Genomic DNA, 23436 nt, shown 5'->3' on the forward strand with positions numbered 1-23436 from the left:
CTGCCTAAAAACAAAAGAAATTAATTATTGAATAACACTTATATAAAATTAGATTTATGGAAAACTATGTTCTGTTAATTGTAGGCGGAGTAGTCGGATTATTCTTAATCTTCCTGTTCATTGTAGCCTCTTTTTACAAAAAGATTCCTCAAGGTAAGTCCATTGTCCGCACCGGATTCGGAGGTACAAAGGTTGCATTCAACAAAGGTATGTATGTAGTACCAGTAATACACAAAATGGAGATTATGGATATCTCCCTCAAAAAAGTGCAGATAGAACGGATGGAAAACGACGGGCTGATTTGTAAAGACAATATCCGCGCCGACATCAAGGTTGCCTTCTTTGTGCGTGTAAACAAATCGGTAAACGATGTTATCAACGTAGCCCAGTCTATCGGGACATCGCGTGCCAGCGATATATCTACACTCAAAGATATTTTCGAAGCCAAATTTTCGGAAGCATTGAAGACGGTAGGTAAGAAATTCGACTTCATCGAACTCTACGAAGCCCGCCGCGAATTCCGCGACGAAATCATAGACGTTATTGGCACCGACCTCAACGGGTATGTACTCGACGACTGCGCCATCGACTACCTGGAACAGACAGAACTAAAATTCCTCAGTTCCGAAAATATCCTCGACTCCGAAGGTATCAAGAAAATTACCGACCTTACCGCTGCCCAAAACATCAAGGCCAACCTTATCCGCAGGGAAGAAGAAAAGGTGATCAGGAAACAAAACGTAGAAGCTCGCGAAGCCATCCTCGAACTCGACAGGCAACTAGCCGAAAAAGAAGAAAAACAAAGACGCGAAATAGACAATGTGAAAGCTAGAGAAGAGGCCGAAATACAAAAAGTGCGCGAAGAAGAACGCCTCAAATCCGAAACTGTGCGTATCAGCACCGAAGAGAGCCTTGCCGTTCAGGAAGAAAACAAGCTTCGCCAGATTATTATTGCAGAGAAAAACAAGCAACGCACCGAAGCTGTAGAAGCAGAACGTGTAGAAAAAGACCGAGCCTTGGAGCAAACAGAACGCGAAAGGATTGTTACCCTTGCGCAAATAGAAAAGACACGCGTAGTAGAAATAGAGAACAAAAACATTCAGGATGTAATCCGCGAACGCGTACAACTTGAAAAAGGCGTGGTAGAAGAAAAGCAAAACATGCAAGACATCGAAGCTTTCCGCACCATCGACCGCCAGAAACAAGTCGGTATCACCGAAGCGAGCCAATTGGCAGAAGAGCGACTTATACAGACTGTAAAAGAGGCTGAAGCCAGAAAGCTGGCAGCAGAAGAAAAGGCAAAAGAATTGCTTATCGATGCCGAAGCACAGAAAGAAGCATCAGCCAAACAAGCTGAAGCCCGCAAGATTCTTGCCGATGCCAAAGCTCGCGAAGATGCAACTTACGGACTGGCAGAGGCCGAAGTAATCAAAGCAAAAGCCGAAGCCCTTGAGCAACAAGGAATAGCCGAAGCTATTGTGATAGAGAAGAAAGCAGACGCTAAGAAAAAAGAAGGATTGGCTGAAGCTGAAGTTTCTCGAGAAAAAGCATTAGCTACAGCAGAAGGAGAATCAACTATAATAGAAAAGACCTCGAAAGCTGAAGCTATAGGTATAGAAGCTAAAGCTGAAGCTAAACGTAAAGAGGGGCTGGTAGAAGCGGAAATTACCAAAGAAAAAGCATTGGCAACAGCAGAAGGAGAATCCAGTATAATAGAAAAAACCTCAAAAGCTGAAGCTGTCGGCATTGAGGTCAGAGCTGAAGCTAAACGCAAAGAAGGTTTTGTAGAAGCCGAAGTCGCTAAAGAAAAAGCATTAGCCGAAGCGGCAGGTATAGAAGAAAAAGCCGAAGCAATGAAGAAACTCGATGGCGTAGGACGCGAGCACGAAGAATTCAAGCTGGCCTTACAGAAAGAAAAAGACATCGAATTGGCTCAGATTGATGTACAGAAAAATATTGCCGAAGCACAGGCTCATGTATTGGCCGAAGCACTTAAGAGTGCCGATATCGACATCGTGGGTGGCGAAACTATGTTCTTCGAAAACATCGTTAAGCAAATATCCAACGCCAAAGGCTTCGATCGCTTGGTTAACGAAAGCACAAACGCTACGCAGATCAAAAAAGCATTGCTGGGCGATGGCGAAAATGAAGGTGACCTGCTTGACCGCATCCGCTACTTTGCCGAAAAGTCGGGTATTTCTACCGATGACATCAAGAACTTGAGCATTGCAGGGCTTATCCTCAAAATGCAAAGTCAGACCTCCGACAAGGAAGATAAAAGCTTCCTGAGCAACCTCATGGGCATGGCTAAGGCTATGGGTATATCGAATAAGAAGTTGAACTAATAAATAAAGCCCCCAATCCCCCAAGGGGGCTTTCAATACTAGTTTTTGAAAAATAGAGCTATAAGAAAATTATAACTCTCTCTTGCAAATTCCTCCCCTTTGGGGAGGGCAGGAGGGGTTACTTGTAACAACTAGAATATGGAACAAAATAAAACTGTTGAAACACTTGAGGCTGGTACTTACGAAATAATAAGAAAACGCCTTCAGACACAGAAAGACATACTTTCGGCTCGCCTAAATACGTTGAACGAGGCGCGTAAAGATGTGTTTTCGTCAACAGACTTTTCGCTGATAGCCAACCAGCGTATCAATACCGAAAACAATTGTGTGTCGCGCGGCATCATGGCGCTTGGCAACCTTTGCATTTTCGGCTACAATGTACATTTCGGGTTACGCTCCGACATACAGTTGAGCGATGTGTTCAGTATCTATTCGTTCGAAAACAACCAGTTTGTTCCGCAATCTTTAGACCTGATTAGCGACCCGGCTTTTATAACTGACTACAAAAACCTGTACAAATACTACAGGGACTCCATATTTTCCCGTTTCCGCCGTACAGAGAATTATCTGTACATGATTTTCCAGACCAGTAAAAACGAAGACGACCTCAAGGCTTTCAAGTGGCTGATAAAAGGCAACAAGCTCATCTATCAGGACGACCGCAGCATACATGAAGTGAAGAAAGCCCCGCAGCACGAATTCCAATGGATAAAAACCACATTGGAAGACCGCCGTCTGGGTGTGCATCCGCATATCTCTATTCTCGACAAGGTATTTATCGAAGCCATTGGAGGCGATATCACATTCAAGATAGAAGACAATACCGATACTGGTAAAGGTATCTATTCCGAAAAAGTAGAAAACAAAGACCAACAGCTCGACGATGCAGAATACTACTATGCCGATCTGGGCAACCTCATTCTGGTAAGGATAAAACCCTATCAGGAAGATTTCCGCGCATTCGTTTTCAATACCCGTACCAAAGAGGTACATAATATAAAGATGCTCAACGATGCCGGCATACTTCTGCCCGACAATCACGGCATCATTTTCCCCAACGGCTACTACCTGCAAAACGGGGAATATAAGATTTTCGAAAACAATCTTGAGAATCTGGAGTTTTTCCGAAAAGTGGCATCTCCAAACGGAGAAGACTTCTTTTATATATTTTATAACAACCATCGCAATACCTACGTGATGATGTCGTACAATATCATCAAGCAACAGGTAGAGACTCCTATTATCTGCAATGGGCATACATTGTTTTACGATGGTACATTGATCTTCTTCCGCAGCGAGCAGGAAGCTACCCGCCACCATCAGGTGCAGATATGGCAGACGCCTTATGCCGTGCAGCTAAAGGAAAACTATGAGAAAAGAGAGAATATCCTTTACAAAATAGGCAATAAAGACATTGTAAAGGCGATGGCCGAAAGCCAGGAAGTTATTCAACTTATTAACAAGGAGGATACTTACGAAGGGTTATATGAAGATATTGTAAAGAAATCGAACGATGTTGTCGATGCCTATTTCTGGATTGCCGACGAGGCTACCCATAACCTGGCAGAGCCTCTCAACCAGATAAAAGATATAGCCAATACGGCAATCGACGAGTTTGAGAAAGTAAAAGCGCAGAAAAAGCATGCTGCCGATGTGCTCGAAGCTACAGTAAACAAGGTAGATGCATTGCTTTTCTCCATCAAGAATGCCAAGTTCGATACCCTCGATAAGCTGGTGAAGCTTCTTGCCGAAACCCGCCAGATGCAAGGAGAGGTTATCGAGCTGAACAACCTGAAATATATTGATACAGACAAGATAGAGGAACTTAAGGCAACTTTATTATCTACCAATACGAAGCTGTCGGACAAGACCGTAGAATTTCTGTTGCGCGACGAGGCGCTTATGCCTTACGAGCAAAAAGTGGTGGAGCAGAAAAATGCAGTAGAAGGTGTAACCAAGGTTATAGACGCCAATAAGATAGAAGAAAACTGCAAGCTGATTTCTTCCGAACTCGAATTGCTTATCGACATACTCAATAGCCTGAAAATAGATGATACTACCCAGACTACCAGGATAATAGAAAAAATATCGCTCATATTTGCCTCACTGAATGAAGTGAGGGCGTATCTGAAAAAGAAAATAGACTCGCTGAAAAGCAAGGAGGCTTCTGCCGAATTTAGGGCGCAGCTCACATTGCTCGAACAGAGTATTGTCAACTTCCTCGAACTGGCCACCTCTCCCGAAAAGTGTGATGAATATTTCACAAAGGTAAGTGTGCAGATAGAGGAATTGGAAAGTAAGTTTGCCGATTTCGACGATTTTATCCTCGTCATAGCCGATAAGCGAAACGAAGTAGTCAAAGTATTCGATAGCCGCAAGGCTCAGCTTATAGAGCAAATCAACAGGCGCACTTCTTCGCTTGAGCAGATAGGCTTGCGGGTGCTCAAGAATGTAGAGAACAAGGCCCAGTCGTTTAAGTCGAAGGAAGAAATACAGGCATTTTATTCCACCGACCTCATGGTAGACAAAGTGCGAAAACTGGCTGACGACCTGCGCAATCTGGGAGATGTATCCAAAGCCGAAAATCTGGAAAACAGCCTCAAAACTTCTCTCGAAGACGCACTACGCATCTTGAAAGATAAGACAGAACTGTTTGCCGATGGTGAGAATATTATCTCGTTGGGCAATTATAAATTTGCGGTCAACAAACAGGCTCTCGACCTTACGGTGGTAAGGCGCGACGACAGGCTGTTGTACCACCTCACCGGTACGAATTTCTACCACGACCTCAGGAACGATGAGATAAACAACTATCGCGATATCTGGGAGCAGGAGGTGGTTTCCGAGAATAAGGATGTTTACCGTGCCGAATATCTGGCATACATGGCATTCGAAGAAAGCAAAAAACAAGACAACTTCGATGCAAAGGAATATATAACCAAAAGGGTAGAGCAAAATTACTCCGAATCGTATATGAAAGGGGTGCACGATTTCGATGCCCTTACCATATACAATCATCTGACTGCCATGTACGAGCAGTTGGGAGTACTGTCGTTTCGTCCGCAAATACGTGTAGCTTCGCAACTGTTCTGGTATAGCCTCGATGCAGACGAGAAAAAGCTATTGAGAGGACTGATAATATCGGCCAACAATGTATTGAAAGCATTCCCGGCCTCCAACAACTACCACTATGTAATCAAGCATATCGAAGATCTGTTTGTGAAATGGAACAATGTCTTCAATTTCTCGAAGATGAAGGCGCGCCGAATAGCCATGTATCTCTTTAGTGAGTTTGCCAATTCGCCGGCATTTACGGTCAGCGAGCAATCGCAGGAGTTGCAGAAGGATTTCTATGCTTACCTGAAAAAGCAGAAGCTTACCGAAAGCTTCAACAGCGACCTTGCCGAAGAATCGTTCAGTGTTGTAGAGCGTTTTTACTTAACCCGAAACTGGCTGACTTCGTTTATCGACCTTGATGGCAAATATGCTAAATATAAGAAATATGTAGGCGAAACTTCGTGTCAACTACTATTGAACGAACACCAGTTCGAAGTGCGCCATAGTTCGGATATTATCGAAATCACCGACCTGAGGGGTAGCCACCCTGTTATAGTAAATAACGTATATTCGGTAGACTATCACGAGTTTATACTCAAGATGGTAGACTTTTCGGAGATGGCTGTCCCTACCTTCAACGAGTTTACCCGCTTGAAAGAAATGCAAATACAAGGGTTCAAGAAGTCACTCAAGATAAATGAATTGAAGCCGAGGGTATTGACTTCGTTTGTGCGCAATAAGCTTATCAACAATGTTTACCTGCCACTTATCGGAGCCAACCTCGCCAAACAGTTGGGGGTGGCAGGCGACAACAAACGCACGGCGCGTATGGGTATGCTGTTGCTATTGTCGCCTCCGGGATACGGAAAAACTACGTTGATGGAGTATCTGGCGAATGTGATGGGACTGAACTTTGTGAAGGTAAACGGGCCTACTATCGGGCATTCTATTACCTCTATCGACCCTGCCGAAGCCAAAACGTCGGGTGCGAGGGAAGAACTGAAAAAGATAAACCTTGCATTCGAAATGGCAGACAACGTAATGCTTTATCTGGATGATATACAGCACTGTAGTTCCGAGTTTCTGCAAAAGTTCATCTCTCTTGCCGATGGGCAACGCAAGATGGACGGTATATTCGAAGGAGAGAGCAAGACATACGATTTGCGCGGCAAGCGTTTCTGCGTTATCATGGCAGGAAACCCATATACCGAGAGCGGCGAGAAATTCCAGATACCCGATATGCTTGCCAACCGTGCCGATGTGTACAACCTGGGCGATGTGATAGGTGGTTCCGATAGCTTGTTTAAACTGAGCCTGATAGAGAATGCGATAGTGGAAAACCCTTATTTGCAGAAAATATCGAGCAAGAGTTTTGCCGATTTCTACAACCTGATGGAATATGTAGAAAACAAAAGCGAGCTGATGCCCGATCTCGAAGGTAACCATACACAACAGGATATTGACGACTTTGTGGCTGTGGTAAAGAATGGTTTAGCCGTGCGCGATGTGGTGCTTAAGGTGAACCAGACTTATATAGCCAGTGCAGCTATGCAGGATGCTTACCGTACCGAGCCGGTGTTTAAACTACAGGGGTCGTACAGGGATATGAATAAGTTGGTTAGCCAGATCGTTCCGTTGATGAACCATAAGGAAATTGACGAGTTGATCCTTACCCACTACGAAAATGAAGCACAAACCCTGACCTCCGACAGCGAAGCCAATATCTTGAAACTGAAAGAGCTTGCCGGATTGTTGTCTGCAGAAGAAAAGGAAAGATGGATACAGATTAAAGATATCTTTAACAAGAATAATAAGTTTGCAGGCATCGACCAGAACAATCAAGCGGGGCAGGTTTTGGCTCAACTGGTTGAGTTTAACGATAATTTGCAAGGTATAAAGAACGCTTTGAAGAAGTAAAAAATATTTCCGCCCTGTCATGTTGAACGGAGTGAAATATGACAGGGTAGAGCGACTATTAATTTTTACATTTTTTACTGTTATCCCTTTTTTTATATAAACAGTACCTTATCTCGGTGAAATAAAAAAACTACCTTTGTCTCAATTTTTACGCGTGAATAATAAATCAATGGGAAATACATCGAATAGGGATACTGTTTTACAAGAATTGAAGGCCGGAAAGCCTGGCGAATTGCTCGAATTTCTGATAGAGCAGCAGGTGAGAAAAAGCCGTAATGCAGTAAAGTCACTTCTGGCTCACAAGCAAGTAAAGGTCAACGGAAAGCTTATAACCCAGTTCAATCATGAATTGCAGGCGGGCGATAAAGTGGAGGTGATGAAATTCGACCAGTCGCGAAAAGAAAAACGGCTGAAAGGCTTGAAAATAGTTTTCGAAGACAAACATCTGATCGTAATAGAGAAAGAAGCCGGGTTCTTGTCCGTATCTACCGACAAGGAAAAACAATATACGGTATATACCAGCCTGAACGAATATGTGAAGAAAAAAGGGAAGAACGAACGTGTGTTTGTCCTCCACCGTCTCGACCGCGAAGTTTCGGGCTTGCTCGTATTTGCCCGAAATGCAGATATACAGGGCATTTTTCAGAAAAACTGGAACAATCTGGTAAAATCATATACATATACGGCTGTTGTAGAAGGTGTGCCGGAAAGGAAGAAAGGAACGGTGCGGTCGTGGCTTACCGAGAACAAGAATTTTGTCATGTTTTCGTCTCCCGTGGATAATGGCGGGGTAGAATCGGTGACGCATTATAAAGTCATCAAATCGGCCGGACGTTATTCCCTTGTTAACTTCGACCTGGAGACCAGAAGAAAAAACCAGATCAGGGTACAAATGCAGATGATAGGGCATCCTGTGGTGGGAGATAAGAAGTATGGCTCGAAAACAAATCCTATCAAACGTATTGCGCTTCATGCTTCCGAAATGGAACTGAAACACCCGGTAACCGGCGAAGTGCTCGAATTTAAGTCGTCTTTGCCTAAGACTATGTCGCAATTACTATCGACACCACCCAAAGAAACTGCCGGTAAAACATCGAAAGAAGAATAATATATTGAAATATAAGCATATATGGAAGGGGAAGTAAAAGAAATAGGCCTCAGGCTTAAAGGCTTGCGCGAAGCATTAGAGTTGTCTCCTGAGCAGTTTGCTGCTTCATGCAATATTCCTATCGAAGAATATCTGCAATACGAAGCCGGAGAAAAAGACCTGACAATCAGTACACTGAAAGGGATAGCGACGAAATACAATGTCGATGTATCGGTATTGATGTTTGCCGACGAACCCCGTATGAGCAGTTATTTCCTTACCCGCAAAGGTAAAGGGTTGGCTGTAAATCGTGTAGAAGCATATAGTTACCAGACACTTGCCGGAGGATTTAATAATCGTAAGGCGGAAATATTTGAAGTAACCGTAGAGCCTAAAAGCGATGATGTAGCCATGCATTTCAGTTCGCATGCCGGACAGGAATTTAATACGGTGCTCGAAGGGCGGATGTTGTTGGATATAAACGGAAAAGAACTTGTGATGGAACAAGGTGACAGTATCTATTTCGATTCTTCCCTGCCGCATGGAATGAAAGCCCTCGATGGCAAAAAGGTAAAACTGCTGGTTGTGGTTTTATAAGAACAATCAGTTGGTAAAAAATTTATCTATAAGTATTAGTAACGATATATGAAACGGAGAAAAGTAACGTCTGAAAAATGATGAAAAATGTGTTACTTTTGTTACTTTTTCCGGTTCGCAAAAGATGTAAACAGATTAGGCAGTTTTCTACCTGATTTTTCAACTTGGAATTAAAAATGTTAGAAAAATATCTGAAACAAGTAAGCTTCGCATCCACAGAAGATTTCGCCCGTAACTATAAGGTGAATATACCCGATAATTTCAATTTCGCCTACGATGTAGTAGGTCAATGGGCTAGAATAAACCCCAATAAAAGAGCCATCTGCTGGGTAAACGATCAGGGCAAGCACATTGATTTTACATTTGCCGATATAAAGGAACACAGCGACCGTGCAGCATCTTATTTTCAGTCGTTGGGTATAGGCCGGGGCGATAAGGTGATGCTGATACTCAAGCGCCGCTATGAGTTCTGGTTTGCTGTTATCGGGCTACATAAGATAGGTGCGATAGCAATTCCGGCTACCCATTTGCTGACAAAAAAAGATATTGTATATCGCAACAATGCCGCCGATATAAAAGCCATAATCACAGTGAACGACAATGTCGTGATAGAGCATGTGAACGATGCTATGGCAGACTCGCCAACGGTAAAACACCGTATAGTCTGCCAAGGAACTCCACCCGAAGGTTGGGGCGACTTTAATAAGGGTATGGAAGATGCCGCGCCGTTTTCGCGTCCGGCTAATGTAAATACCAATGGCGATGTCTTGTTGCTGTATTTCACTTCGGGAACAACAGGAGAACCGAAAATGGTGATCCACAACTATACATACCCTCTGGGACATATCGTTACGGCGAAATACTGGCACAATCTGGATGAGGATAGCCTTCACCTTACAGTAGCCGACACGGGCTGGGCAAAAGCCGTATGGGGAAAACTGTACGGGCAATGGCTCGCTGGGGCTGCCGTAATGGTTTACGATCACGAGAAATTTACTCCGGCAGATATGCTCAAGGTGATACAGGACTATAAAGTAACATCTTTTTGCGCACCTCCTACAGTATTCCGTTTCCTTATTCGTGAAGACTTGTCGAAGTATGATCTTTCTGCGCTTAAATATGCGACTACAGCGGGCGAGGCTTTGAATCCGTCTGTATATAAGGCTTTCTATGATGCTACAGGCATCAAGATGATGGAAGCTTTCGGGCAGACAGAGACTACGCCTACTATTATTACATTCCCGTGGATAGAGCCAAAACCCGGTTCGATGGGTGTGCCTAACCCTGCTTACGATATGGATCTGGTAGCAGGTGACGGCCGTTCGGTAGAAGACGGGGAAGTAGGCGAGATCGTTATCAAAACCGACCGTTGGATGCCTTTGGGCTTGTTTATGGGTTATTATCGCGACGAAGCGTTGACCAAGCAGGTTTATCACGACAATATCTACCATACCGGCGATATGGCGTGGCGCGACGAAGACGGTTATTTCTGGTTTGTAGGACGTAGCGACGACGTTATCAAGAGTTCGGGCTATCGTATCGGGCCATTCGAGGTAGAAAGTGCGTTGATGATGCATCCGGCTGTGGTAGAGTGTGCTATCACGGGTGTTCCCGACGAAATACGGGGGCAGGTGGTAAAAGCTACTATTGTTTTGGCTGCCGACTATAAGGATAAAGCCGGAGATGCGCTCAAACAGGAGATACAAGACCATGTGAAGAATGTGACGGCTCCGTACAAATACCCGCGTATCATCGAATTTGTAGACGAACTGCCTAAGACGATCAGCGGAAAGATAAAACGGGCTGAGATAAGGAAGCAGGATTGAAGCTATGATATATAGAAAATAGGGTTTTCCAAACGGAAAACCCTATTATTTAGGTTCTTATGAGACGATCAGCCTGTCTCAGATTTTTTTACCGATATAGAAACCATATCCATAATACTCTTTGTATTTCATATACAAAGATTCTTCGTGCTCCACCATCTCTATGAAGATTTTAGCCGTTTCATTGTTGCCGTTCCTTGTCAGGAAATCTTTAGCAACAGGCGGCATTTCTTTGAAGAAGCAATCTATCCATGTATATTCAGGTAGCTTGAAGTATGCCACGGGGGTATAGCCTGCGTCTTGCATCTGTCTGATTTTTACAGGTGCGGTGTCTATTTCCGGATAGTTTTCATTCCAAAACTCTTCTATTTCAGCCGGACGCTCGTTGGTAAACCAAGTGGCTTCGGATACAGCTATATAGCCTCCTGTTTTCAGGTACTTGTGCCATTCGTTCATACCACGTTCGTATCCGATGCCATATATCGAGCCTTCTGCCCACATAAGGTCTAGCAGGCTTTCTTCGAACGGAAGGTTGTCCATAGATCCTACTATTGTAGTTATCCTGTCCGACATTCCGGCATCTACAATACGTGTGTCCATAACTTCTATCATTTCGGGTATGAGGTCGATGGCCGTAATATGTGCATTGGTATTTGTTGCCAGGGTAAGGGTTTGTGTGCCTGTACCGCAGCCTATGTCAGCCATATTCTTCACTTGCGATAGGTTGTCGATATAAGACAGGGCTTGCTTGGTTACTTGTAGGCTGCCGGGGCCTTGCCTGTTGAGGTGTTTGAAGAAATCTGCTATTAAACTATAGTTGAAGTCTACTATTGTGGTTAAATCTTTACTCATGATGTTAAAAAAAATATTGATGGCTCCTCTTGTATCATTTCATACAAGGATAGAGTTGTTTATTGAAAAAGTGAATATAACAAATACGCAAGCATTGATTTATGCCTGGTAAAAAACGAAAGGATAACTTATAAAAAAGGATGATTATAAGTTATTTACCCCACCAATATTTCCTTAACTTTAGATTTCATAAGCTGTAAATAGTCTTGCAAAGATAAGGCTTTTTTTTATTTAAGCAATAGCATAAAAATAGAGGAGATGCTTTTGGGCATCTCCTCCGAATATTTTAGTGTTTCAAGATTGAGCTAATTAATAGTCTCTTCTTCTAAATCCACCGTTTCCTCCTCTGCTGTTTTCTTGTGGCTTGCGTGGACGAGCTTCCGACACAGAAATAGTTCTTCCATCATATTCAGCACCGTTCAGTTCCTCAATAGCTTTTTGTCCGGCGGCGTTGTCTTCCAGTTCTACAAATCCGTAACCTTTTGAACGGCCTGTAGCTCTGTCCATGATAACTTTTGCTGAGGAAATTTCTCCGTACTCGTTAAATAGATCCCTCAAATCATTGTCGTTGATGCTATAGCTCAACCCTGCAATAAAAATGTTCATTCAAAAAAAAATAAAAATTAAAAAAATAAATACTTTGCATGAGAGGAACATAGATGATGATGTTAAAAAATGACTAGACAAGAAAGGTTACCAAGAAGGGAAAATAACTTGAAAAGAAAGATTTATACAAAAAAATACATGAGCACTCTAATGCGATAGCAAATGTAAAAATAAAAATCAGATATCAAAGTAACCTATCGTGTGTTTTTTCAATAAATTATATCTCTTTTCGAAAAAAATGTTATCGGCTCACACGTTATTTGTCATATTTCTATCTATATTTATTTAACCAGTCCTCCTCCCAACGCTTTATAAAGAACAACTACAGATACTAATTCGTTGAGAATAGCATTGTTAAGAGCTATTTCTGCATCGAATTGCTGACGCTGGGCATCCAATACATCAATATAGTTGCTTATGCCGTTAACATATTGCAACCGTGCTAGCTGGTAATACGATTTTGTAGAATTATAAAGGGCTTCCTGCGAATGATATACCTCTTTCATTTTGTTGAAAGTATTGATGGCATTATTTACTTCCTTAAATGCTTCCAATACAGATTTCTGATAATTATACACTTCCTGTTCGTAGACAGCTTTTGCAGCATTGTGCCGGGCCTTATTCTTGCCCATATTGAAAATAGGGCCTGTCAATGCACTGGAAATAAACCATGTGGGACTTTTCAGAAAGTCAGTCAGTTCACTGTTTTCGCCACCCAGCCTGCCGGTTAGTTTCAATGACGGAAACATGCTTGTAAGTGCTACACCTACTTCTGCATTAGCTTCTTTCAACTGCTGTTCTGCCTGCATAATATCCGGACGGCGTTGCAAAATGGAAGACGGCAAGTCTACAGGTAGGCTTTGCGGTATTTGTTGCTGGCTGATATTTTCTCCCCGTACTATCTCTCCCGAAGGAAATCTTCCTACAAGGACAAACAAATCATTCTCTTTTAGTTTTATCTCATTCTCTAGTTGGGGTATAAGGGTTTCGGTGCGAGCCAGTTCCACAAGGCTTTGCCTGTAAGGTATTTCCGAAGTCAGCCCTCCTTCATAGCGCAGTTTGGCAAACCGTACTCCCTCGCGCCTGGCCTCCAGGGTTTGTTTCACAATGTCGAGTTCCCTGTCCAGGGCTTTTAGTTCGAAATATGTCTGGGCTACCTGCGCAACAATGGTCAGGTGCATCGCTTTTTGTGCCTCTATTGTTTGCATATATGCGGCAACTCCGGCTTCATTCGCCCAGCGCAATTTGCCCCAGAGGTCTATTTCCCATGTCATATTCAGGTTTGCCCTGAGTTCGGGAGTATATTTATCGTTATCTCCTCTATAATTAAGATATTCGCGCTGTGCTGCAACCTCGCCTCCTATTTCGGGGAATATATTGGCAAAGCTAATGCGTTTGTTCGCAGCCATTTCTTTAATGCGGGCTGATGCGATGAGCATATCCTTATTATGCACAAGAGCTTCTTCTATAAGATTTTGCAGTACTGTATCCGCATATAGCTTAGTCCAGCCGATTATGCTGGCATCTCCATCGGGCATTCCTTCGGTTTCGAAGTGCCGGGGCATATCCATTTCGGGTTTCTGGTATTTTTGCCCTATTTTGCACGAAGAAAGCAATATGCTGAATAATATGACGGTATAATATAATTTACTCATCGTTTAATCTTTTTTCTTAGTTTGTTTATCGAAGTCAGTTTGGGGAATTTGATTTCCGGTATCTTGAATTTTTCCTTGAATTTATAAACCATCACAAAGAAGAACGGAACTAAAATAATCCCCAGAGTAATTGCCACAATCATACCGAAAAATACCCCCGTACCTATAGAGTGTCTGCTGGCAGATCCCGGTCCCGATGCCAATACCATCGGCAACATACCCAGTACGAAAGCCAGCGAGGTCATCAATATCGGACGGAAGCGCAACTTTGCTGCCTGCATAGCAGCAAAGACAGGTTGCATACCTTCGTCTACCTGTACTTTTGCAAATTCTACTATCAGTATGGCGTTTTTGGCGGCAAGGCCAATGAGTGTTACCAACCCTATCTGGAAGTATATGTCATTATCCAACCCCAGCATCCAGATGCCGACAAATGCACCTAATGCAGCGATTGGCAACGATAGTATTACCGAAATAGGTACTGTCCAGCTTTCGTACAGTGCGGCGAGGAACAAGAATACAAACAGGAATACCAGACCTAAAACAATACCGGTCTGTCCGCTTGCCTTTTGTTCCTGAAACGATAATCCGCTCCATGTCACACCGATATTCTCAGGCAGATGTTCATTGGCTATACTTTGTATTTCCGACATGGCTTCGCCCGAACTATAGCCCGAAGCCGGCGTTACCTGCATCGGTGCCGATGTGTACATATTGAACCGCGTAATATTGCCCGGGCCGGTGGTATAGCTTGTTTTACCCAACGCTGTAAGCGGAACCATCTCGCCACTCGATGTTTTTACAAAGAACAGGTTGATGTCGTCGGCAGTCGCCCTATACGACTGGTCGGCTTGAATGTAGACTTTATATATACGGTTCAGCATATTGAAGTCGTTGACATATACAGCACCCAGATAAGCTTTCATTGTAGAAAATATATCCGACATAGGCACTCCCAGCAGCATAGCCTGATCCCTGTCTACATCGAAGTACAGTTGCGGTATTTCGGGCTGCAACGATGAAGATACGTTAGCTATGGCTTTCGACTTGGAAGCATATTCGATAAATGTATCTGTAGCTGCCACCAGATCTTCCCATTTGGCATCGGAGCGGGCTTGCAGTTTCATCTCCACTCCTCCTGCCGAACCCAGTCCCGGTATTGCCGGCGGCCGGCTTACGAATGTGCGTATTTCGGGATAGTCTTTCAATTCTTTCTGCACATCGCGCATCACTTCGTCTACACCTACATCGCGTTTCGTCCACGGCTTGAGGATAACGGTGAGTGTGGTTCTGCCCTGATTGGTTCCTACGCGCGGGCTCGAACCGGTAACATTCTGCACATATTCTACGGCCGGATGATGGTCGATATATTCCACAGCCCTGTCGGATACGGCACGCATACGTTCGAGGGTAGTGCCTTCGGGCATTTCCAGTTCTACGGTAAAGTATCCCTGGTCTTCCTGAGGCAGGAAGCTGGTAGGGACAACCTTGTTCAGTACGAAAATAAATATGAGTACCATTCCGAAGCCTGCCATCATACGGCGCGGGTTGTTGATTACCTTCATCAGGATGTTTCCGTATTTAGTGTTTCCTTTAGCCAGCCAGCCGTTTATCTTGCGGAATATAATGTGTTTATTCTCTTCTTTTTGAGCCGGGCGTAGTATCAGGGCACACATTGCCGGGCTGAGCGTAAGTGCCACGACTGCCGATATAAGAACAGATACTACTATCGTGACCGAAAATTGGCGGTAAAGTGCTCCCGTTATACCATCCAGAAAGCTGACGGGAACAAATACCGCGGCCAATACCAGGGAGGTCGCTATCAATGCTCCTGCAAGTTCTTTCATGGCTATATGGGTAGCCTCTCTTGCGCCAACACCTTTTTCTTCCATAATCCGCTCGACATTCTCTACTACTACGATAGCATCGTCTACCACGATACCAATAGCCAATACGAGTCCGAGGAGCGTAAGCATATTCAGCGAAAAGCCCATAGCCAGCATAAAGCCGAATGTGCCTATCAGCGAGATAGGGACTGCTATGATAGGTATAAGGGCGGCTCTCCAATTTTGCAGAGAAAGGAAGACCACAACGATTACCAGCACCAGAGCTTCGAACAGGGTTTTATATACTTCGTGTATCGACTCTCCGATATATTCCGTCATATCGAAAGGGATAAGATAGTCGAGCCCTTCGGGAAAATCCTGCTTGATCTGTACCATTGCAGCCTTTACTTCTTCGGCAACTTCCATTGCATTGGCTCCGGGCAAGAGGTAGATGCTGAGCATGGTGGCATATTTGCCGTTGAGCCCGCTTTCGGTATTGTATGACGATGCTTCGAGCGATACTCGAGCGACGTCGCGTATGCGGATAAAAGATCCATCGTTATCAGCCCTTACAACTATCTCTTCGAACTCGCTGACTGTAGACAGGCGGCCTTGCGCTGTAATGGGCATGGCAACATCTACATCTACAATGGGCTGCTTGCCCAGTTCTCCGGCGGCCGATTCCCTGTTCTGGTCTTTCAGTGCATTTTGCAGGTCTTTGATGGTCAAGCCAAAGCTGGCAAGCCTGTCGGGATATACCCATATCTGCATACCATAATAACGGCTACCGACATTCGACACACGTCCTACGCCGGGAATGCGGCGGATGACATCCAGAATATTTATCGTAGCATAGTTGCTGAGGTATATTTCATCGTATTTGGGATCGTCGGAAACCAAAGCCAGCGTCATAAGCTGTCCTGGTGCTTGCTTCTCTACCGAAATACCGTTTTGCAGTACTTCGGCAGGCAGCCTCGATTCGGCTAGTTTTACACGGTTCTGAATTTCCACGGCAGCAAGGTCGGCGTTTGTATTCACATCGAATGTTACGGTGATGGACAAGCCTCCCGAGTTGGAACTGCTCGATTCCATGTATATCATTCCCGGCGTACCGTTCAGTTCCTGCTCGATGGGGGTAGCCACAGCTTGCGAAACGGTAGTCGCATTAGCTCCCGAATACGAAGCGCTGATCTTTACTACGGGCGGCGTGATGGAGGGGTATTGCTCGATAGGAAGCAACACCAACCCGATGATGCCGATAATAACGATCAGGATTGATAATACGGTAGATAATACGGGCCGTTCGATAAAGAATCCGGGGGTCATTTTTCACCATCCTTCCCTGTTAATTGTTCATTTTTAGCGGCTTCTATTTTCTGTTCTTCTTCGCGGGTGCGAGATATTGCCTTCTGTCCGTGTGCCAGTTTTTGATATCCTTCTACAACAATGTTTTCGCCAACGTTGAGTCCGCGGACGATCACAATTTTATTGTTCTGTTCTGGCCCTGTTTCTACAAAGCGTTTTTCCACAACATTATCGGGGCGGACGATGAAAATAAATGCGCCCCCTTTTTCTATTATAATTGCTTTTCGGGGAACTACCACTACATTTTCGAGTACATCGAGCAGTAGCCTGACACGGGTAAATTGTCCCGGCAACAATACTTGGTTTGGATTGGGTAATTGCGCGCTTACTCCAAATGTCCCCGTTTTGGGGTCTACCTGTGGCGATGCAAAGTCTACAATTCCCTTTTGGCTATAGATGGAATTGTCGGCAAGGGTAACGGTAACGGTAGGTTGCCACGAACGGGTGGTGTCTAGCTCGCCTAAATGTACATTGCGGCGCTGGCTGCGCAGGTAATCGAGAGATGTCATTTTGAAATCTACCAGCACGGTATCCCTGCTAACAACAGTAGCGAGTAACGAAGCCCCCGATTTGCCGACAAGGTTTCCTATGTCGACATACGATCCGCTGATATATCCTGATAGTGGCGAACGCACTATCGTATAACTTAATTCCAGATTAGCTTGTTCCAGGTCGGCTTTGCTCATTGCCACATTGGCACGTGCCATATTCAGTGCAGCTACGGCATTGTCGAGATCGAGGCGGCTGGCTGCATTTTGTTTATACAGGGGTTCTATCCTTTCCAGGTCGCTTTCCGATTTGAGTAGCTGGGCTTCATCTTTTTTCAGTTGTGCCTTGGCTTTTTCTACCTTGGCTTTGTATGTTGCGTTGTTGATATAAAAAAGGGGTTCACCTGCCGTTATCTTCTTTCCTCCGCTAAAGGTTATTCTTTCGAGGAAGCCTTCTACCCGCGCATGGATTTCTACTTTGTGCGATGCTCCTATCAATCCTACATATTCGCCAAATATTTCAATATTGTCTGTAGAGGCCGGTTCTACTTCTACTATGGGGAGGTCTTCTGTAGTTTTTTTGCATGCACTTGATATTATTAAAAAAAATGCTGCTATATAAGCTAATTTATTGTAATTCATATAGGTTGACAGATTGATGTTATTTTTTCTTAAACTATTTAGAAACCAAAATTGTTCAAGGAATATAAAGGGCGGCGCAAAGCTCGTGATACAACCTTGATTTGAGTATTTAACAATTGAGTGTAAAAATTTGTTCTTTCTGTTCTGGATAAATAAAATGACTGAAAAAAGGGCAGAAGAAAATATTAATAAATCGATGTCTTAAAATATTAACAGAAATTCTAAAACTGTAATACATTCTTGTGCATTTGTTGCATAAGTGCAAAAAATATTACCAAAAAGAGTGCTTTTAGGTATTTGAGGAGGTGGAGAAATCGAATTTTATGCAATCGTTTGCATAAGCAAAAAGTAATTTTTGTAAAAAAATGTATAAAAGATCTGCTTGTATGTTGGCATATTTGTACCGTGATTACAACACAGCCATGAAAAATAATCTTACCCCTTCAATATTGTAAATGTCAATTGTTCAATCATATAGTTTTTTATAAAGAGTAGTGAAAAGTCAATATTAATAAATCGTTAATCTTATGATTAAAATGGAAAGAAAGATTAAGAGTAGATGTGTAAAAACATTTTTCCTGCTAATGCTTGGGATTTTTGTTTTTTCGTCTGATATGTTCGGACAAAGCCCGACCATAACAGTAAGTGGAAATGTAAAGGACAACCTGAACGAGCCTATCATTAGCGGTAGCGTGGTGCTTAAAGGTACTACTACCGGTACTGTGACCGACCTTGACGGCAATTATACAATAAGTGTTCCTGCCGATGGAGTATTGGTATTTTCGTATGTAGGATTCAAAAATCAGGAAATACCTGTCAACGGACAAAAAACGATAAATGTCACGTTGAGCGAGGATGTAGAAATGCTTCAGGAAGTAGTGGTAATCGGTTATGGTTCGGTAAAGAAAGAAGACCTTACCGGTTCGGTAACCGCTATTTCGGCCAACTCGTTGGCTAAGGGTATGGCTACGTCTGCCTCGGACTTGCTGGTAGGTAAAGCTCCCGGTGTAAGTGTAACTACAGATGGTGGTGCACCCGGATCGGCGGCAAAGATACGTATCCGTGGAGGATCGTCGATGAAAGCAAGCAACGACCCATTGATAGTGATAGACGGTGTGCCTGTGGATAATACAAAACCGATAGACGGTATGGCCAACCCACTGTCGTCTATAAACCCGAACGATATAGAAAGCTTTTCTATATTGAGAGATGCCTCGGCTACAGCTATTTACGGCTCGCGTGCGTCTAATGGTGTAATCATTATCACGACAAAGAAAGGAACTTCGGGCAAACCGAAGGTAAGCTATAGCGGAACTTTCTCGATAAGCACCAAGACTGATGATATAGATGTGATGAGTGCCGATAATTTCAGGTCTTTTGTGAAATCGAAATATGCGGCAGACAGCCCGCAGGTAGGTGCTTTGGGCACTGCAAATACCAACTGGCAAGATGAAATTTTCCGTACAGCCTATAGTACCGACCACAGCATCAGTGTAGGTGGTGCGGCAGGCAACTTCCCTTATCGTGTGTCGATCGGATATACCAACGAAAATGGTATCCTGAAGACTTCTTATATGGATCGCTGGACAGGCTCGTTGAACCTGAGCCCTAAATTTTTCGACAATCATCTGAGCGTGCAGCTAAGCCTTAAAGGTATATATAATACCAACCGTTTTGCCGATACGGCAGCTATAGGTACGGCAGCCGAATTCGACCCTACCCAACCTGTTTATGTTAGCGATAACATTTATGGAAACGGTTATTATATGTCTATGCCTCCGGCCGGAGGAAAACCAATTGATATAGCATTGGCAAATCCCGTTGCTATTCTCGATCAGAAAAGAGATGCTTCGCGCGTGAGAAGAAGCCTGGGTAATATACAATTCGATTACAAAATGCATTTCCTTCCGGAGTTGAGGGCAAACCTTAATCTGGGGTATGATGTTTCGAGCAGTATAGGCTGGGTAACAGTAGAAGACAATTCGCCAATGTCTTACACATGGGGTAACTATAAAGACGGATGGGGCGACAACCGGGAATATACCCAGTTGAAACGCAACCATCTGATGGATTTTTACCTGAACTATGTGAAAGAAATCAACCGCCACCGGTTCGATGTGATGGGTGGTTATTCATGGCAGCATTTCTTCCGTTCGGAATCGAATATCTATCCGTATTCTGATGCAATGCAAGCAGGAAAAGGTACTACATATTACAAAGACGGCGATAGTTACAAGACAGAGAGTTATCTGATATCGTTCTTCGGACGTTTCAACTATTCGTTTGCCAACCGTTATTTATTGACTGCTACTCTGCGTGACGATGGTTCGTCGCGTTTCGGAAAAGATAATCGATGGAGCTTATTCCCTTCGGTCGCTCTAGCATGGAGAGTTACAGAAGAGCCATTTATGAAGAATCAAAGTTTATTGTCTGACCTGAAATTGCGTTTGGGATACGGTATCACAGGGCAGCAGAACCTCGACAACGGAGACTATCCATACCTTGCAAAATACCAATATAGCAAGCCGGGAGCGAATTATTATTGGGGTGATGAAAAAATTCAGTTGCTTCGTCCTAATGCTTACGACCCTGACCTGAAATGGGAAGAAACCACAACTTACAACGTTGGGTTGGATTATGGATTCCTCGGAAACCGTATTTCGGGAGCTATTGATGTATATTACAGAAAAACTGAAGATATGCTCAGTGAAATACCAATTCCTGCGGGATCGAACTTTAGCAATGTATTGCTGACTAATATAGGTAGTATGACCAACAGGGGTATCGAATTTTCGGTAACTGCACGTCCTATAGAAACAAAAGATATCAACTGGGTGCTTTCTTATAATGTTTCGTATAACAAAAATAAGATAACCAAACTGGCTGCCGACCCTAGCACAGTATTCAGATGGGGAGGTATAACCGGAGGTACCGGTAACAATATACTTGTGCATATGGCCGGACAACCTTATGGTACATTCTATGTTCAGGAGCAAATTTACGATACAAATGGCAAACCGATAGAAGGCGCGTATGTAGACCAGAATGAGGATGGAACGATAGATGCTAAAGACCTTGTTCCATACAAAAACTTCTCTCCTGATGTATTTATGGGATTGTCGTCACAATTCTCCTACAAGAACTGGGACTTCAACTTTGCGCTTCGTGCCAGCCTGGGCAACTATGCTTATAATAATATACAATCGAACCGCGAAGCCTATGGAGGTTCTTTCTTGTACGACCAGACAGGTTTCTTGAAAAACAGGGTGAATAGTGCAGTATATACCGATTTTAAAGAAGTAGAATATTTGTCCAGCTACTATATACAAAACGCATCGTTCCTGAGGATGGACAATATATCGCTGGGATACACATTCTATAAACCATTCAAAGGCTTGGAATCTATGCGCTTGTACGGAACTGTTCAGAATCCGTTTGTTATCACAAAATACAAAGGCCTCGATCCTGAGTTCAATAACGATGGTATAGATAATAATATTTATCCTCGTCCGCGTATATATATGTTGGGATTAAGTCTTAATTTCTAATGTCAATAAAAAAGAAGATATGAAATCAATAAAATATTCAATAATAGCTATATTGGGGCTCATACTGTCTGTTACTTCCTGTACCGACGACCTCAATACGCTTCCGATCGACTCGAACGAAGTCGTTGGAGAGATTGCTTACGGAAAAGAAATTGGAGCCTATAAGGCCGGTCTTGCCAAAATATATGCCGGTCTTGCCATATCGGGAAATAAAGGTGGTGACGACGAATCAGACGTTGCCGGAGTAGATGGTGGTAGCCAGGCGTCATTCCTTCGCGGATTGTGGAACCTGCAACAATTGCCTACCGATGAAGCGCACTGTTGCTGGGGCGATGAAGGTATCAACGACTTCAATACACTTGCATGGAACTCTACCAATGTGTTTATCAAAGGGTTCTACTACCGTTTGTATTACCAGATAAATCTTGCAAATGAATATTTGCGCGAGACATCCGACGATAAACTGTCGTCGAGAGGTGTCGACGAATCGGTAAGAAGCCAGATAATGGTATTCCGCAACGATGCCCGCTTCATGAGAGCATTGTCATACTTCTACCTGCTGGATATGTTCCGTAATGTACCTTTCGTTACAGACGAGAGCGTGGTGGGAAAAGAATCTGCTCCACAGATTATGGCTAAAGATTTGTTCAATTATGTAGAATCTGAACTACAGGGCATTGAAGGTGGACTTTTAGATCCTTTTGTTGGTTACGATTCTAAAAACTATGGCCGTGTTACCAAGGCTGCTGCATGGTCTTTACTCTCACGCTTGTACCTGAATGCAGAAGTGTACACAGGTACAGCTAAATATACAGAAAGTATTACTTATAGCAACAAAGTACTAGGGGTAGGGTATGAACTAGAGCCTGTATATGCCGATTTGTTTAAAGCTGATAATGGCAATTCGAAAGAAATGATTTTCCCTGTCCGCTACGAAGGCGAAGATACTCAAACATGGGGTGGTATGACTTTCTTGCTATGTAGTACAGTTCCTTCGAGCATGCAAGCCTCTATAAATGCAGTAGGTGCATGGCAAGGAAACCGTGCGCGTACAGCTTTGCAGAATACATTTACTAAGATGTCGGACTATAATAACGATTCCCGCTATTCTATGTTGTATCCTAATCTGGCTGCAAATGTAAATATAGTCGACCCGGCGAGCTACACTCATGGAATACCTGTAGTGAAGTATTCGAATGTAAATAAGAATGGCTCATTGCCTCCAAGCAATATTGTATATACCGATTTTCCTTTATTCCGCCTTGGCGAGATATATCTGAACTATGCCGAAGCTGTTGTTAGAGGAGGTTCGGGCGGAAGTATGTCTACAGCAGTTTCGTTGATAAACGAGTTGCGCGACAGGGCAGGTGCCGGTGCAATTGCTCAGGCAGATTTAACTACAGACTTTTTATTGGATGAAAAAGGACGCGAATTCTTCTTCGAAGCACAACGTCGTACCGACCTCGTTCGTTTCGACAGGCTGACTACCAATACCTATATTTGGCAATGGAAGGGTGGAATATTTGGCGGAACATCGGTTGATAAAAGGTTTAATGTATTCCCTATACCATCGGATGATATTAGTACCAATCCTAACTTGGATCAATACGAAGGTTACAACTAAT

At 43.5% G+C, this 23436-nt stretch carries 13 protein-coding genes; 7 read left to right on the forward strand and 6 right to left on the reverse strand.

Annotated elements, in window-relative coordinates; all coding sequences use genetic code 11:
- The first annotated feature begins 56 nt into the window (after positions 1–56).
- The 4 genes from D0T57_RS04490 (at position 57) to D0T57_RS04505 (ending at position 9003) form a co-directional block, all read left to right on the forward strand.
- Positions 57–2345: a flotillin family protein gene (locus D0T57_RS04490; protein ID WP_163271314.1), complete on the forward strand. Its 2289-nt coding sequence runs from the start codon at positions 57–59 to the stop codon at positions 2343–2345.
- Between the two features lie 138 nt (positions 2346–2483).
- On the forward strand, positions 2484–7319 hold the full coding sequence (locus tag D0T57_RS04495; RefSeq protein WP_163271316.1) for a DNA repair ATPase: 4836 nt from the start codon (positions 2484–2486) through the stop codon (positions 7317–7319).
- A 169-nt stretch (positions 7320–7488) separates the two neighbouring features.
- A complete protein-coding gene (locus tag D0T57_RS04500) occupies positions 7489–8427 on the forward strand; it encodes an RluA family pseudouridine synthase (RefSeq protein ID WP_163271360.1) in 939 nt (312 codons plus the stop codon).
- A 21-nt stretch (positions 8428–8448) separates the two neighbouring features.
- A complete protein-coding gene (locus D0T57_RS04505) occupies positions 8449–9003 on the forward strand; it encodes a helix-turn-helix domain-containing protein (protein WP_163271317.1) in 555 nt (184 codons plus the stop codon).
- A 22-nt stretch (positions 9004–9025) separates the two neighbouring features.
- On the opposite strand, the gene D0T57_RS16070 is transcribed toward D0T57_RS04505, so the two are convergent.
- A complete protein-coding gene (locus D0T57_RS16070; RefSeq protein WP_368666900.1) occupies positions 9026–9220 on the reverse strand; it encodes a pyocin activator PrtN family protein in 195 nt (64 codons plus the stop codon).
- Here D0T57_RS16070 and D0T57_RS04510 point away from each other — a divergent pair.
- Complete coding sequence (locus D0T57_RS04510) at positions 9180–10829, forward strand: AMP-binding protein (protein WP_163271319.1); 1650 nt, start codon at positions 9180–9182, stop codon at positions 10827–10829. The genes D0T57_RS16070 and D0T57_RS04510 overlap by 41 nt on opposite strands.
- A 78-nt stretch (positions 10830–10907) precedes the next feature.
- On the opposite strand, the gene D0T57_RS04515 is transcribed toward D0T57_RS04510, so the two are convergent.
- The 5 genes from D0T57_RS04515 to D0T57_RS04535 form a co-directional block, all read right to left on the reverse strand.
- Complete coding sequence (locus D0T57_RS04515) at positions 10908–11681, reverse strand: class I SAM-dependent methyltransferase (protein WP_163271321.1); 774 nt, start codon at positions 11679–11681, stop codon at positions 10908–10910.
- A gap of 309 nt (positions 11682–11990) precedes the next feature.
- The gene (locus D0T57_RS04520; RefSeq protein WP_163271324.1) at positions 11991–12287 is read right to left on the reverse strand and encodes an RNA-binding protein; all 297 of its coding nucleotides are present in this window, start codon (positions 12285–12287) and stop codon (positions 11991–11993) included.
- A gap of 281 nt (positions 12288–12568) precedes the next feature.
- Positions 12569–13942: an efflux transporter outer membrane subunit gene (locus D0T57_RS04525; RefSeq protein WP_163271326.1), complete on the reverse strand. Its 1374-nt coding sequence runs from the start codon at positions 13940–13942 to the stop codon at positions 12569–12571.
- Entirely contained in the window at positions 13939–17094 is a 3156-nt protein-coding gene (locus D0T57_RS04530; protein WP_163271327.1) for an efflux RND transporter permease subunit, read from the reverse strand. The genes D0T57_RS04525 and D0T57_RS04530 overlap by 4 nt, the downstream gene beginning before the upstream one ends.
- Complete coding sequence (locus D0T57_RS04535; RefSeq protein WP_163271329.1) at positions 17091–18263, reverse strand: efflux RND transporter periplasmic adaptor subunit; 1173 nt, start codon at positions 18261–18263, stop codon at positions 17091–17093. The genes D0T57_RS04530 and D0T57_RS04535 overlap by 4 nt, the downstream gene beginning before the upstream one ends.
- Before the next feature lie 536 nt (positions 18264–18799).
- Here D0T57_RS04535 and D0T57_RS04540 point away from each other — a divergent pair.
- Both D0T57_RS04540 and D0T57_RS04545 read left to right on the forward strand, forming a co-directional pair.
- Positions 18800–21811 carry a TonB-dependent receptor gene (locus D0T57_RS04540; RefSeq protein ID WP_163271331.1) on the forward strand — a complete coding sequence of 1004 codons (3012 nt, stop codon included), beginning with the start codon at positions 18800–18802 and terminating at the stop codon, positions 21809–21811.
- 19 nt (positions 21812–21830) lie between these two features.
- On the forward strand, positions 21831–23435 hold the full coding sequence (locus D0T57_RS04545) for a RagB/SusD family nutrient uptake outer membrane protein (RefSeq protein WP_163271332.1): 1605 nt from the start codon (positions 21831–21833) through the stop codon (positions 23433–23435).
- Position 23436 lies beyond the last annotated feature (1 nt).

The sequence above is a fragment of the Dysgonomonas sp. 511 genome, from assembly GCF_010501105.1.
Lineage (GTDB): Bacteria > Bacteroidota > Bacteroidia > Bacteroidales > Dysgonomonadaceae > Dysgonomonas.

Coding starts and splice junctions, on each gene's coding strand:
- D0T57_RS04490 (WP_163271314.1), top strand. CDS start 57: ATGGAAAACTATGTTCTGTTAATTGTAGGCGGAGTAGTCGGATTATTC.
- D0T57_RS04495 (WP_163271316.1), top strand. CDS start 2,484: ATGGAACAAAATAAAACTGTTGAAACACTTGAGGCTGGTACTTACGAA.
- D0T57_RS04500 (WP_163271360.1), top strand. CDS start 7,489: ATGGGAAATACATCGAATAGGGATACTGTTTTACAAGAATTGAAGGCC.
- D0T57_RS04505 (WP_163271317.1), top strand. CDS start 8,449: ATGGAAGGGGAAGTAAAAGAAATAGGCCTCAGGCTTAAAGGCTTGCGC.
- D0T57_RS04510 (WP_163271319.1), top strand. CDS start 9,180: ATGTTAGAAAAATATCTGAAACAAGTAAGCTTCGCATCCACAGAAGAT.
- D0T57_RS04515 (WP_163271321.1), bottom strand. CDS start 11,681: ATGAGTAAAGATTTAACCACAATAGTAGACTTCAACTATAGTTTAATA.
- D0T57_RS04520 (WP_163271324.1), bottom strand. CDS start 12,287: ATGAACATTTTTATTGCAGGGTTGAGCTATAGCATCAACGACAATGAT.
- D0T57_RS04525 (WP_163271326.1), bottom strand. CDS start 13,942: ATGAGTAAATTATATTATACCGTCATATTATTCAGCATATTGCTTTCT.
- D0T57_RS04530 (WP_163271327.1), bottom strand. CDS start 17,094: ATGACCCCCGGATTCTTTATCGAACGGCCCGTATTATCTACCGTATTA.
- D0T57_RS04535 (WP_163271329.1), bottom strand. CDS start 18,263: ATGAATTACAATAAATTAGCTTATATAGCAGCATTTTTTTTAATAATA.
- D0T57_RS04540 (WP_163271331.1), top strand. CDS start 18,800: ATGGAAAGAAAGATTAAGAGTAGATGTGTAAAAACATTTTTCCTGCTA.
- D0T57_RS04545 (WP_163271332.1), top strand. CDS start 21,831: ATGAAATCAATAAAATATTCAATAATAGCTATATTGGGGCTCATACTG.